The sequence below is a fragment of the Aeromonas sp. R1-1 genome (genome assembly GCF_040908495.1).
GTDB classification, from domain to species: domain Bacteria; phylum Pseudomonadota; class Gammaproteobacteria; order Enterobacterales; family Aeromonadaceae; genus Aeromonas; species Aeromonas veronii.
Window position 1 is genome coordinate 40,847 of sequence record NZ_JBFODV010000103.1, and the last position, 12,355, is coordinate 53,201.

The 12,355-nt window shown below is 53.0% G+C and carries 11 protein-coding genes; all 11 read left to right on the forward strand.

Going from position 1 to position 12,355, the window contains the following annotated elements; all coding sequences use genetic code 11:
• Positions 1-146 precede the first annotated feature (146 nt).
• The 11 genes from ribF to tapY2 all read left to right on the forward strand — a co-directional run bounded on the left by ribF (position 147) and on the right by tapY2 (position 12,330).
• A complete protein-coding gene (ribF, locus tag AB5Y92_RS06140) occupies positions 147-1,121 on the forward strand; it encodes a bifunctional riboflavin kinase/FAD synthetase (protein WP_368225958.1) in 975 nt (324 codons plus the stop codon).
• Positions 1,121-3,982 carry an isoleucine--tRNA ligase gene (gene ileS / locus AB5Y92_RS06145; RefSeq protein WP_368225961.1) on the forward strand — a complete coding sequence of 954 codons (2,862 nt, stop codon included), beginning with the start codon at positions 1,121-1,123 and terminating at the stop codon, positions 3,980-3,982. Before ribF ends, ileS begins: the two co-directional genes overlap by 1 nt.
• On the forward strand, positions 3,982-4,479 hold the full coding sequence (lspA, locus tag AB5Y92_RS06150) for a signal peptidase II (RefSeq protein ID WP_005340447.1): 498 nt from the start codon (positions 3,982-3,984) through the stop codon (positions 4,477-4,479). The genes ileS and lspA overlap by 1 nt, the downstream gene beginning before the upstream one ends.
• Positions 4,476-4,928, forward strand: coding sequence for an FKBP-type peptidyl-prolyl cis-trans isomerase (gene fkpB, locus AB5Y92_RS06155; RefSeq protein WP_005341354.1), 453 nt, complete (start codon positions 4,476-4,478; stop codon positions 4,926-4,928). The genes lspA and fkpB overlap by 4 nt, the downstream gene beginning before the upstream one ends.
• Positions 4,928-5,863 carry a 4-hydroxy-3-methylbut-2-enyl diphosphate reductase gene (gene ispH / locus AB5Y92_RS06160; RefSeq protein ID WP_058057986.1) on the forward strand — a complete coding sequence of 312 codons (936 nt, stop codon included), beginning with the start codon at positions 4,928-4,930 and terminating at the stop codon, positions 5,861-5,863. Before fkpB ends, ispH begins: the two co-directional genes overlap by 1 nt.
• 110 nt (positions 5,864-5,973) lie before the next feature.
• Complete coding sequence (locus AB5Y92_RS06165) at positions 5,974-6,378, forward strand: type IV pilin protein (protein WP_019445575.1); 405 nt, start codon at positions 5,974-5,976, stop codon at positions 6,376-6,378.
• Positions 6,379-6,380: 2 nt separating this feature from the next.
• The gene (pilV, locus tag AB5Y92_RS06170) at positions 6,381-6,950 is read left to right on the forward strand and encodes a type IV pilus modification protein PilV (protein ID WP_368225964.1); all 570 of its coding nucleotides are present in this window, start codon (positions 6,381-6,383) and stop codon (positions 6,948-6,950) included.
• On the forward strand, positions 6,947-7,945 hold the full coding sequence (locus AB5Y92_RS06175; protein ID WP_150390241.1) for a PilW family protein: 999 nt from the start codon (positions 6,947-6,949) through the stop codon (positions 7,943-7,945). The genes pilV and AB5Y92_RS06175 overlap by 4 nt, the downstream gene beginning before the upstream one ends.
• Positions 7,942-8,379: a type IVa pilus pseudopilin TppD gene (tppD, locus tag AB5Y92_RS06180; protein WP_164537721.1), complete on the forward strand. Its 438-nt coding sequence runs from the start codon at positions 7,942-7,944 to the stop codon at positions 8,377-8,379. The genes AB5Y92_RS06175 and tppD overlap by 4 nt, the downstream gene beginning before the upstream one ends.
• Positions 8,380-8,389: 10 nt before the next feature.
• Complete coding sequence (locus AB5Y92_RS06185; RefSeq protein ID WP_368225967.1) at positions 8,390-12,052, forward strand: pilus assembly protein; 3,663 nt, start codon at positions 8,390-8,392, stop codon at positions 12,050-12,052.
• Positions 12,049-12,330 carry a type IVa secretion system protein TapY2 gene (tapY2, locus tag AB5Y92_RS06190; RefSeq protein WP_164537719.1) on the forward strand — a complete coding sequence of 94 codons (282 nt, stop codon included), beginning with the start codon at positions 12,049-12,051 and terminating at the stop codon, positions 12,328-12,330. The genes AB5Y92_RS06185 and tapY2 overlap by 4 nt, the downstream gene beginning before the upstream one ends.
• Positions 12,331-12,355: the final 25 nt, after the last annotated feature.

Below are 12,355 nucleotides of genomic sequence, written 5' to 3' on the forward strand. Positions count from 1 at the left end.
CTGCGGCGCCATGGGGATAGTGCCCCATGGCGCCGCAGGGGGCGTGATTGGGCCCGGATAGTTGAAATCAGGCTATGAGGGCTGACCCTGCCTGCTGCCTGATATATAATCCGGCGATTTCGACAGCAGCAACGCACAAGGCAGCGATGGAGCTTATTCGCGGTATTCACAATCTCAAGCCCCGTCACCGGGGATGTGTATTGACCATTGGCAACTTTGATGGGGTTCATCAGGGTCACCATGCGGTACTGGCACGTCTCAGGGAGAAAGCGGCCCAGCTGGGATTGCCCGCCTGCGTCATGCTGTTCGAGCCGCAGCCGCTGGAGCTGTTTGCCGGTAGCGAGGCGCCGGCACGCCTGAGCCGCTTGCGCGAGAAGTATGAAGCGCTCAAGGGGTTGCAGATCGACCGCATGCTCTGCGTACGCTTCAGCCACCGCTTTGCCAGTCAGGCGGCTGCTACCTTCATCGAGCAGCTGCTGGTCGAGAAGCTTGGCGTGCGCTATCTGGTGGTCGGCGACGATTTTCGCTTCGGCAAGGGGCGGGAAGGGGACTTCCACCTGCTGGAGGCGGCGGGCCAGCGCTTCGGTTTCGAGGTGATCAGCACCCAGAGCTTCCAGCTATCCCGTCAGCGGGTCAGCAGCACGTTGGTGCGCGAGGCGCTCAAGGCGGGCCGTATGGCGGAGGTTGAGCTGATGCTCGGCCGCCCCTATACCATCAGCGGCCGGGTGGCCCACGGCGACAAGCTGGGGCGCACCATAGGTTTTCCCACCGCCAATCTGGCCCTCAAGCGTCAGGTAATCCCGGTCGGTGGCGTGTTTGCGGTGGAAGTGATATGTTCCGGCAAGACCTTCCCCGGTGTAGCCAATGTGGGTGTACGGCCGACCTTGAGCGGTACACAAGCCAGATTGGAAGTACATCTGTTTGATTTTTCTGGTGACCTTTACGGTCAACAGGTCAAGGTGCTGCTTCGCCACAAGCTGCGCGAAGAGCAGAAGTTTGCCTCTTTCACTGCCTTGAAAGAGCAGATCGAACGAGATGCCCTGGCGGCCCGAGCCTGGTTCGGGCTGCCGCAATTTCATTTACCCAGCACTCTTTTAGAAAAGAAGGGAACCCAGGACTGATGAGCGACTATAAACACACCCTGAATCTTCCGGAAACCGAGTTTCCGATGCGTGGCGATCTGGCCAAGCGCGAACCCAACATGCTGAAACGTTGGTACGATCAGGATCTCTACGGCGCTATTCGCCGCGCCAAAGCGGGCAAGCCTTCTTTCATTCTGCACGATGGCCCCCCCTATGCGAACGGCAACATTCACATCGGTCACTCGGTCAACAAGATCCTCAAAGACATCATCATCAAGTCCAAGGGCCTCTCCGGTTTCGATTCCCCCTATGTGCCGGGTTGGGATTGCCACGGTCTGCCTATCGAACTGAAAGTAGAAGGCATGGTCGGCAAGCCGGGCGAGAAGGTTTCCGCTGCCGAATTCCGCGCCGAGTGCCGCAAATACGCCAAGACCCAGATCGAAGCGCAGAAGACCGACTTCATCCGTCTGGGCGTGCTGGGTGACTGGGAACATCCCTACCTGACCATGGATTTTGGCACCGAAGCCAACATCATCCGCTCCATGGCCAAGATTGTTGAAAACGGCCACCTGCACAAAGGCTCCAAGCCGGTGCACTGGTGTACCGATTGCGGCTCCGCGCTGGCTGAAGCCGAGGTTGAGTACTACGACAAGAACTCCCCCTCCATCGACGTGCGCTTCAAGGCCGTCGACGAGGCCGCTGTTGCCGCCAAGTTTGACTGCGCCGAAGGCCACACCGGCAAAGGCACCCTCTCTGCCGTGATCTGGACCACTACCCCGTGGACCTTGCCGGCCAACCGCGCCATCGCCATGCACGCCGATCTGGACTACGCACTGGTTCAGGTTGAAGGGGAGAACCCCGAGCGTCTGATCCTGGCCGCCGAGCTGGTCAAGGATGTGATGGATCGCGCCGGTATCGAGCACTACCACAACCTGGGCTACGCCAAAGGTGCGGCTCTGGAGCTGCTGCGCTTCAACCACCCCTTCTACAGCTTTGATGTGCCGGTGGTACTGGGCGATCACGTCACTCTGGATGCCGGTACCGGTGCCGTTCACACCGCCCCTGGCCACGGTCAGGAAGACTTCGTAGTCGGTCAGAAGTACGGTCTGGAAGTGGCCAACCCGGTTGGCAGCAACGGCGTCTATCTGCCGGATACCGAACTGTTTGCCGGCCAGCACGTATTCAAGGCCAACGCAGCGGTTGTCGAGGTGTTGACCGAGCGTGGCGCCCTGCTGCACCACAAGGTGTTCAACCACTCCTATCCGCACTGCTGGCGTCACAAGACCCCGATCATCTTCCGTGCCACCCCGCAGTGGTTCATCAGCATGGAGCAGAAGGGTCTGCGCAAGCGCGCTCTTGAAGAGATCGAGCGTATCGAGAAAGAGGGCATTGCCCAGCACGGTCAGAGCGGCTGGGTGCCGGCTTGGGGTAAAAACCGCATCCAGGCGATGGTCGAGAACCGTCCGGACTGGTGTATCTCCCGTCAGCGTACCTGGGGTGTGCCCATCTCCCTGTTCGTTCACAAGGATACTCAGGCACTGCATCCGGAATCTGTACGCCTGATGGAAGAGGTGGCCAAGCGGGTCGAGCAGTCCGGCATCCAGGCCTGGTGGGATCTGGACAAGGCCGAGCTGCTGGGCGCCGATGCCGACAACTACGAGAAAGTGCCTGACACCCTCGACGTCTGGTTTGACTCCGGTTCTACCCACGCCTCCGTGGTCGATGCCCGTCCCGAGTTCAACGGCAAGCCAGCCGACATGTATCTGGAAGGTTCTGACCAGCACCGTGGCTGGTTTATGTCCTCCCTGATGATTGGTGTGGCCATGAAAGACAAGGCTCCCTACAACCAGGTGCTGACTCACGGCTTCACTGTGGATGGTCAGGGTCGCAAGATGTCCAAGTCCATCGGCAACGTGGTGAGCCCGCAGGACGTAATGAACAAGCTGGGTGCAGACATCCTGCGTCTGTGGGTAGCGAGCACTGACTACACCGGCGAGATGACTGTCTCCGACGAGATCCTCAAGCGCTCTGCCGATGCTTATCGTCGTATTCGCAACACTGCCCGCTTCCTGCTGGCCAACCTGAACGGCTTCAATCCGGCGACCGACATGGTGGCACCTGCCGACATGGTAGTGGTGGATCGTTGGGCTGTGGGTCGTGCCAAAGCGGTACAGGCCGAGATCATGGCGGCATTCGACGAGTACAACTTCCACGGTGTAACCCAGAAGCTGATGCAGTTCTGCTCCATCGAGATGGGCTCCTTCTATCTGGATGTCATCAAGGATCGTCAGTACACCGCCAAGGCTGACAGCCTGGCACGTCGCTCTTGCCAGACCGCCCTTTATCACATCGCCGAGGCCATGGTGCGCTGGATGGCGCCGATCATGAGCTTCACCGCTGATGAAATCTGGGCCCTGCTGCCGGGTGAACGCTGCGAGTTCGTCTTCACCGAAGAGTGGTACGACGGCCTGTTCGGGCTGGAAGCGGGTGAAACCCTCAACGACGAGTTCTGGGCCGAGATCCTCACCGTGCGTGGTGAAGTGAACAAGGCGCTGGAAGTGGCCCGTGGCGAGAAGCGTATCGGCGGTTCCCTGCAGGCCGAGCTGACCCTGTTCGCCAAGCCGGAGCTGGCCGCTCGTCTGAACGCGCTGGCCGATGAGCTGCGCTTCGTGCTGCTCACCTCCAAAGCCAAGGTTGTGGAGGCTGACACTGCGCCGGAAGGCTCTGTGGCGACCGAGCGTGATGACCTGTGGTTGAGCGTGGCCCAGTCTGCTGCCGCCAAGTGCGACCGCTGCTGGCACCATGTAGAAGATGTGGGCACCATCGCGGGTCACGAAGAGATCTGTGGTCGCTGTGTGACCAACGTTGAGGGTGACGGCGAAACTCGTCAATTTGCCTGATGAACATGACTCAACATAAAAGCGGCCTGCGTTGGCTGTGGCTGGCAGTGCTGGCCTTTGTACTGGACCAGGCGAGCAAGCTCGCCGTGGTCAAGTTGCTGCCATTTGGTTACCCGGGGGTGGAGATCACCCCCTTCTTCAATCTGGTTCACGTCTACAACAAGGGCGCCGCATTCAGCTTTCTGGCTGATCAGGGGGGCTGGCAGCGCTGGTTCTTCGCGGTGCTGGCTTTTGCCATCTGTGGATTGCTGATCCACTGGCTGCGCAAGCAGTCGGTGACCCAGCGTTGGAGCGGTATCGCCTATTCACTCATCATCGGCGGCGCCCTCGGCAACGTCTTTGATCGACTGGTGCTGGGCCATGTGGTCGATTTCCTCGACTTCTACTGGCAGCGTGCGCACTGGCCGGCATTCAATCTGGCTGACAGCTTTATCTTTATCGGGGCCGCCATGATTGTGCTGGACGGTTTCCGTGGTGAGAAAAAGGAGCAGGCATGAGCCAGCAGATCACCGCTAACAGCAGCGTGCTGTTCCACTTCTCCATCAAGCTGGAAGATGGCTCGGTTGCCGACAGCACTGCGCTGCACGGCAAACCTGCCCGCCTGCGGATGGGCGATGGCAGCCTGACTCCCACCTTCGAGCAGTGTCTGCTGGGGCTGAGCGAAGGGGAGAGCAAGAGTTTTACGCTGGCGCCGGAAGAGGCCTTTGGTCTCTCCAATCCCGACAACATCTACCATCTCGACCGTGCCAAATTTGGCGCCGATGTGGAGCCAAAAGTCGGCACCATCATCCTGTTCGATCAGCCCAATGGCAGCGAGCTGCCGGGCATCATCCGGGCGGTAGCCGGGATGTCGGTCACGGTCGATTTCAACCACCCGCTGGCCGGTCATACCGTCACCTTCGAGGTGGAGATCCTGGGCGTTGATGATGAGGAGAAGGTGCATTAATGGATATTCTGCTCGCTAACCCTCGCGGTTTTTGCGCCGGTGTCGATCGCGCCATCAGCATTGTCGAGAGCGCGCTGGAGAAGTTCGGGGCCCCCATCTATGTCCGCCACGAAGTGGTGCATAACCGTTATGTGGTGAACAAGCTGAAAGAGGCGGGCGCTGTCTTCGTCGAGGAGCTGGACGAGGTGCCGGATGACAGCATCGTCATCTTCTCTGCTCACGGCGTGGCCAAGACAGTGCGCGAGATGGCCAAGTCCCGCGCCCTCAAGGTATTTGATGCCACCTGTCCGCTGGTGACCAAGGTGCACATGGAGGTTCATCGCGCCAGCCGCAAGGGCTCCGAGGCTGTGCTCATCGGCCACGCCGGTCACCCCGAGGTGATCGGGACCATGGGACAATACGAGAACCGTGAGGGTGGCATGTATCTGGTGGAGACACCGGAAGATGTGGCCAAGCTCAAGGTGAAGAATCCGGATGACCTCTGTTTTGTCACCCAGACCACCCTGAGCGTGGACGAGACCTCTGATGTTATCGATGCGCTGCGCAAGCACTTCCCCAAGATCCAGGGGCCGCGTAAGGATGATATCTGCTACGCCACCCAGAACCGTCAGGATGCGGTGCGGGAGATGGCGGGGCTGGTGGACGCCATGCTGGTGGTAGGGTCTCGCAATTCCTCCAACTCCAACCGTCTGCGGGAGCTGGCCGAGAAGGTGGGCGCCAGAGCCTATCTTATCGACGATGCGTCGATGATCGAGGCGAGCTGGTTGGAAGGGGTGAAGGCGATCGGCGTCACTGCAGGTGCATCAGCCCCCGAGGTGCTGGTGCAAAACGTGATTGCCCGCCTGCGGGAGCTGGGTGGCAAGGTGGTCGCTGAGCATCCTGGCCGTGAAGAGAACGTAGTCTTTGAGGTTCCTCCCGAACTTAGAATAATTTGAGTGCAGCCAGGAAGGCTTAAGAATAAAGTGTGTTGATAATGACGCCGGGTTTGTTCATGAGACAGGCTCGGCGTTAAACTTATGAAGCAGTCTGTCACCAAGGATGGGATATGATTGGATACTTTCGTGGCTTTTCTCTTATTGAGTTGATGATTGTCATCGCCATCGTGGCGATTCTTGGCACCATCGCTTATCCCGCCTATCAGCAATATGTGCTGACCAGTCATCGTGTCGAAGCCAAGAGCATGCTGCTCAATGCAGCCAATCGGCAAGAAACCTATTTTATGGATTTCAATCAGTATGCATCCTCTGCTGCTGCTCTTGGTATCAGTAGTGCATCTGAGAATGGCCTGTATCAATTATCCATTGCCGTATCAGGCAACACCTACACCTTGTCAGCCAGTGCTGGCGCGACGACAGCCCAAGCCAAAGATACCGATTGCACGGTGTTTTCCATTAATCAGTTGGGTGTCAAAAGTGCCTCTGGTGCAGCTAGCAATAGCTGTTGGGAATAGCCATGGCCATTCGTGTTTCATCACATGAGAGGGGATTCAGCCTGCTGGAGGTGATGATCACCGCTGTCATCCTGTCGCTGGGGCTGCTTGGTCTGGTTGCTTTGCAAACCCATTCCAAATTTGCCAGTTATGAAGCTCGTCAGCGTACTATTGCCAGCTGGCTGGCTAACGATATGGTTGAACGAGTACGGATAAATCGCGATAGCTGGAGTGCATCCGGTGCAGTGACCGTCAATCTTGCCGCCAACTTGCCACGTCCGACATGCGCCGCTGCTGATGGCACAATCAGCGCGTGCAGTGCTGCAGATTTACGTAATGCCGACCTTCACTACTGGCAACAAGCCTTACTTGGGGCCAGTGTGTCGGGGGCGTCATCTTCCTTGAATTCACCGATAGGCTGCGTGGTGCGGCGGGCCAATAATGTATTGGCTGTCGGGATATTCTGGGCTGGCAAGCAAGATATATCTGATGGGGGGGCTGCTGCCGCCGCAGCAACGCTGATCAATGAGTGTCAACTCTCGACAGCAAATAATCTTTCGAGGCGCCAGTTTATTCTGACGACGACTTTATGAATTCTCGCGGTTTCACGCTGGTAGAGTGGCTGGTCGCTATGCTGCTCGGTCTATTTTTGTTGGCGGGGGTATTCACAGTTTTTGTTATGTCTCGCTCCAGCTCTGAAGATGCCTTTGATCAAAGTGAATTACAGGAAAATGGTCGATTGGCCATTCGACTGATTAGCCAGGATATCAAATGGGCTGGCTTTTTTGGAGCTTATACCGGTCAGTCAACGCAAGTTGGCCCCTCTCTGACCCTCAGTGCTGGTAGCATTGTTCCTGCCAGTAGCGATTGTCTGGATGAGCGTTCTGTCGGTAGTTTGCCATCAAATGCTGGTCCCATCAGGGGGCTATGGGTAAGCCGGGTATCAACCTCCAAAGGATTGGCTGGATTCGCTTGTATTCTCGCTGCTGATCGGGTGGCAAACTCGGATGTTATCAGTATCAAGCGATTGGTAGGGCGTCCTATACCCGCATCAGAGGGATTGGATACAAACCGCTTTTATATGGCAACCAATAGTCAGGAGGCGAGAGTCATCAAGGGAAGCGAAACCAGACCACTCTTTGGTGCCAATAATGAGAGCCAGATCTGGGAATACCAGCACTACATTTATTACCTATCACAAGAAGATGGCATTCCTGTTTTACGCAAGCGCTATTTGACCGTCAATGGTGGTTCTTCTCTGATTGGTGGCGCCATGGCGGAAGGGGTTGAACATATGATACTGATGTTCGGTATTGATGATTCAGTGATCCCCGATGGGCATATCGATAGATATCTTTCAGCTGACCAGATGGCTGCTCAGAGTTGGAATGAAGGTCGGGTATTGGGGGTGCGGTTATTTTTATTAATTAGAGCGGCGAAAGAGTCTGCACGTTACAAAAATAATAACACCTATCAACTTGGCAATCTGCCCCCGATAAAAGGCAATGGCGATGGCTATCGCCGCCTATTGCTGGAAAGCAGCATCGCATTGCGTAACCCGCAAATTGTTACTCGGAGTGGCACATGAGATCGTTTCAACAACAGCAAGGGATTGCACTGATAGTCGCACTGGTTATTCTGGTTCCTTTGACTCTGATTGCGGTAGTTGTCATGCAATCCAGTGGTATGAGTCTGAAGATGGCGGGTTCCAGTGCCAGTTTGCAACGGGCAGAGCACGAAGTTGAAGGTACTCTGGAGTCTGCATTGAGCGATACTTCTCTCTCAACACAAATTGCTACACAGGCAATTGGGGTTTCAGCTGCAATAGGCACGACTACTTCATCGACGACTCTGACAGTCAATACAGAAAGTGTATGTAAACGCAAATTTGAAGCCAGTAGCCAGAATGTAACGCCAGCTTGTCGTTATGCTGAAGCCACCACATCCAGTGCTTATGGCAAGGTGAATAGCCAAATGACCTTTACTGCTGGGGTAGAACAACCCTTGCTCAGTGCCAATTAGGGAGCGGGTGATGAACATAAGGAACTGTTTGTTTACAAGCTTGCTGGTATTGTGTTGCGGAATATCAGGGGGATCTTTGGCGGTAGGTACTGGTTATTCCGACGATACCGAGTTGTTTATTTATGACTTTGCCAAGGCGGGGGACTTCCGCCCTAAGGTGCTCTTTATTTTCGATAACTCGGGGAGTATGAAAAATACAACCGAAGTTGCTAAAGAGCCTTATGACTCATCGATAAGTTATCCATCATTGGCTAATGATCCAGATGTTAACAATAGTAATCGCTTCATCTATTTCTCCAGTGATGGAAAAGTTCCCACTATCAACAGTACCAAACGTTTTAGTGAGAATTTAAATGCATGTGCGACATCTAAAGGCCCTCTAAATAATGTGGGTCGATTTCAGTCACGAGTTTGGGGATATGAAATATATGATAAAAATAGAAAGGGGCGTTGGCGTTCTCTAAATGATTTTGATATTTACAGTATAATAATTGCAGATTGCCAGCAAGATATTGATGAGCAAAACGCAAACAATCAATATTCAGGTCCATATTCAACATATATTGTTGATGGTTATCCCGTTGACAAGCCAAATCGTACAACGGGAAGCTGGTTTTACACATCAAACGTAGCCAATGCTCTTGCTAGTGGTAGTTCTACCCAGATCTCATTATTTACGGCAAATTATGTCCGTTGGTATTACGGTAGTGCAGGTGTGTCAACACAAACTCGATTGAAAGTTGCTCAGGATGCAGTCAAAGAACTGGTTTTGGCTACGCCAGCTGTCGATTTTGGTCTGGCTGTTTTTAACTACAATGATGGCAATGAACCAGGTAGTAGAAATGGCGGAAGAATAATCCGCAATATTGTAGGTAACGATGCCATCCTCACCTCTGGTAAAAGCGGTGCGCAGGATTTGATTGACAAGGTAAATAGTTTGAGCTCTGACACTTGGACTCCCTTGTGTGAAACATTATATGAATCATATAGATACTTTGGCGGTTTGGGGGTGTACTTTGGTGACGATGATGTAAATCGTACTCCCAAGCGTGATAGCAATGCTGAAGTAACATCGGGTATATATAAAAATCCCTATGATAAATGTTCCAATAATGGTTATATCATCTATATGACAGATGGTGAACCAACCAATGATAAAGCAGCAGATTCCCTTGTTGCCAACCTGATCAGTACGTTATCTACAGAGGATAAGGTTGCTTATGACGGCTTGGTTAGTTATGGCTCTTCTGGTGAAAAAAGCTATCTTGCTGCACTTGCCGGATATATGAAAAACAATGATGTAAACACCTCGGCTATTGGCAAACAAACAGTCACAACATTCACCGTGGGTTTTGGAGATGAAGCAATTAAGGGGGCTGGTGCATTATTGGCAGAGACCGCTCGTCGTGGTGGGGGTAAATACTATCCAGCAACCGATGCAACCCAACTTAACGAAGCATTAAAATCATCATTACTAGCTATCTTGAAAATGAATACCTCGCTGGTATCTCCCGCCATTGCCACTAATAACTTTGACCGTACTCGCAGCCTGAATAATATTTATTATGCAATGTTTGAGCCTGGTTCTGGTCCACGATGGAAGGGAAATCTTAAAAAGCTGGTTCTGAATCCAGATAAGGGTTATGTAGTCGATCAGAGCGGCTTACCTGCGATATCCAGTGATGGAACAATTCTTGAGTCAGCAAGAACCTATTGGTCATCCACCAGTGATGGTAACAAGGTTGCCGAGGGTGGGGTACAAGAGATGCTGGCAGCTAAAACCAATCGCAATCTTTATATTATTCCCCCTTCCACTAATACATTAACTCCCTTTAGCAAGTCTGCTCTTGAGGGTATGGCAGGCGGGGCGACGCAGCTACGCACTGTCATGAAGCTTGATAGTGCTGATAGCATGGATGACCTGCTTAATTGGACCAAGGGGATAGATGCGTTTGATGAGAATCAGGATGGTGATAGATCAGATAGTCGGGAGCATATTCTTGGTGACCCGTTGCATTCACGGCCGTTAGTGATCAACTACGGTTGTACAACGTCGACAGGACAGACTACATGTACACCTGACTTGCGCATTATGATGGGAAGTAATGCCGGCTTCTTGCATATGTTTAAAGACAGTGGCACCACGGTTGATGAAAGCTGGGCCGTTATGCCTTATCAATTTATCGCGAATCAGAAAGCGCTGCGAGAGAACCTGGACTCATCAGTGCATCTCTATGGTGTGGATGCATCGCCTACAGTGCTGGTCAATGAGCAAGTAAAAGATGGTCATATCAAGTCGTCACAAGGTGACAAGGTGTGGTTATTTACCGGGCTGCGGGGTGGTGGCAAGGCCTATTATGCGTTGAATATATCCAATCCGGACTCCCCTTCGCTGATGTGGCGGTTGGATAAAAACAGCGCCGGTTTCAACAAACTGGGCGAGACCTGGTCGATCCCCGAGGTTGCGTTTATTCCCGGTTATTACACCGAAACCAATGGTAAAAAAACCTATAAGCCAGTCCTGATATTCTCTGGAGGTTATGATCAGGCCAAGAGCTATTTGGGCCAGGGGGCTGAAGACAGTGAAGGGGTGGGTATTTATATCGTGGATGCTGAGGCCGGCACGCTGTTGTTCAGCTTTACCCCGGATGCGGCCAGTGCAACCAACAAACAAGTTGCAGGCATGGTTTATAGCATGCCTGGCTCTGTCTCCGTGCTGGATAGTGATGGAGATGGTATTTCAGACCGAATCTATGCAGGAGATACCGGTGGCCAGATCTGGCGCATCGACATGAAGGGGACAGAAAAATCCAAATGGACGGCCATCAAATTTGCCAGTTTGGGTAATGCCCATTTAAGTGAGGGTGATAAGAAACTGGCAGACGACCGTCGCTTCTTTACTCAGCCCGTATTGGTGCGCACCATCAATAAAGGTTGGAAGTATGATGGTACAAATTATCTTTACAGTGAGCGTCCGTTTGATGCCGTATTGATAGGCAGTGGTGATAGAAATCGTCCTTCCTCAGAAGCGACAACCCAAAATGTGTATGTGATGCTACGTGACTACAATGTTAATCCAACCTTGTTTGGGGCAACGTCTGAACCAGCGGTGCCATCAAGTATCACACTGAACGATCTCTACGATGTGACCAGCGATCCCTTTACGGGTTTGAATGAAGAGCAGATTGTAAACACCACCAAGGCGTTGACCAGCAAGCTAGGATGGAAATTCTGGCTCAATGAAAGCGGTGAAAAATCGATGGGGGCTGGTTTGGTGTTGCAAGGCAAGCTCTATTTCACTTCCTTCTTGCCTCAGGTACAGGACTTCCAACAATGTACGATTCAATCGATCGGTGCCATGCGCCAATATATGATTGATATGCACTATGGCACTTCTTTCAAATATATACTGGATAGCAACAATCAGGAAGTTATTCAGCGTTACGTAGAGGTGCAAAATAAGGTTGCTGATGATCTGGTTATTCATGGTGGGGATGATGGTCGGATCAGGATTATAGGGGGTGCTCCGGGCAAGGAGGTCATCCTCAAAGATGATGGGAAGGGAGAGCCTGAGCGCTGTACCGGTGAAGGAGAATGCTCACAAGGTGCGGAAGAGGCAAAAATGGATATGTCTCCCAAGAAAATCTATCTCTATGAAGGAGAACAGGGATGAAACGCATGCTGCTCTGGTGTGTGGGCTTGCCCTTGTTGGTTCATGCCCAAACGGAAGACATAAAATGTTATGTCACTCTGGAAGGTGGCGTGCAGATGGTGTTGCAGCAACCGGTAACTGATACGAGCAAGGCAAGTCTGGTCAGGGTGTTTAAACAGAAAGGTTATGAGATTGATGGGGTGGTGCATCTTGTCACAGAGGTAATCGAGTGCGTTCCTTTGGCGGCCACCTTTTCGCTGGCTGATGCAAAAAAACAAGATGAAATCCAACCCAGATAACGTTGGTTATTGAGTAGGGTAAAGG

What these genes read in the sequence shown, in the direction of transcription:
- pilV (WP_368225964.1), top strand. Translation starts at nt 6,381, where the DNA reads ATGGCCATTCGTGTTTCATCACATGAGAGGGGATTCAGCCTGCTGGAG.
- AB5Y92_RS06185 (WP_368225967.1), top strand. Translation starts at nt 8,390, where the DNA reads ATGAACATAAGGAACTGTTTGTTTACAAGCTTGCTGGTATTGTGTTGC.
- ileS (WP_368225961.1), top strand. Translation starts at nt 1,121, where the DNA reads ATGAGCGACTATAAACACACCCTGAATCTTCCGGAAACCGAGTTTCCG.
- AB5Y92_RS06165 (WP_019445575.1), top strand. Translation starts at nt 5,974, where the DNA reads ATGATTGGATACTTTCGTGGCTTTTCTCTTATTGAGTTGATGATTGTC.
- fkpB (WP_005341354.1), top strand. Translation starts at nt 4,476, where the DNA reads ATGAGCCAGCAGATCACCGCTAACAGCAGCGTGCTGTTCCACTTCTCC.
- ribF (WP_368225958.1), top strand. Translation starts at nt 147, where the DNA reads ATGGAGCTTATTCGCGGTATTCACAATCTCAAGCCCCGTCACCGGGGA.
- lspA (WP_005340447.1), top strand. Translation starts at nt 3,982, where the DNA reads ATGAACATGACTCAACATAAAAGCGGCCTGCGTTGGCTGTGGCTGGCA.
- tppD (WP_164537721.1), top strand. Translation starts at nt 7,942, where the DNA reads ATGAGATCGTTTCAACAACAGCAAGGGATTGCACTGATAGTCGCACTG.
- AB5Y92_RS06175 (WP_150390241.1), top strand. Translation starts at nt 6,947, where the DNA reads ATGAATTCTCGCGGTTTCACGCTGGTAGAGTGGCTGGTCGCTATGCTG.
- ispH (WP_058057986.1), top strand. Translation starts at nt 4,928, where the DNA reads ATGGATATTCTGCTCGCTAACCCTCGCGGTTTTTGCGCCGGTGTCGAT.
- tapY2 (WP_164537719.1), top strand. Translation starts at nt 12,049, where the DNA reads ATGAAACGCATGCTGCTCTGGTGTGTGGGCTTGCCCTTGTTGGTTCAT.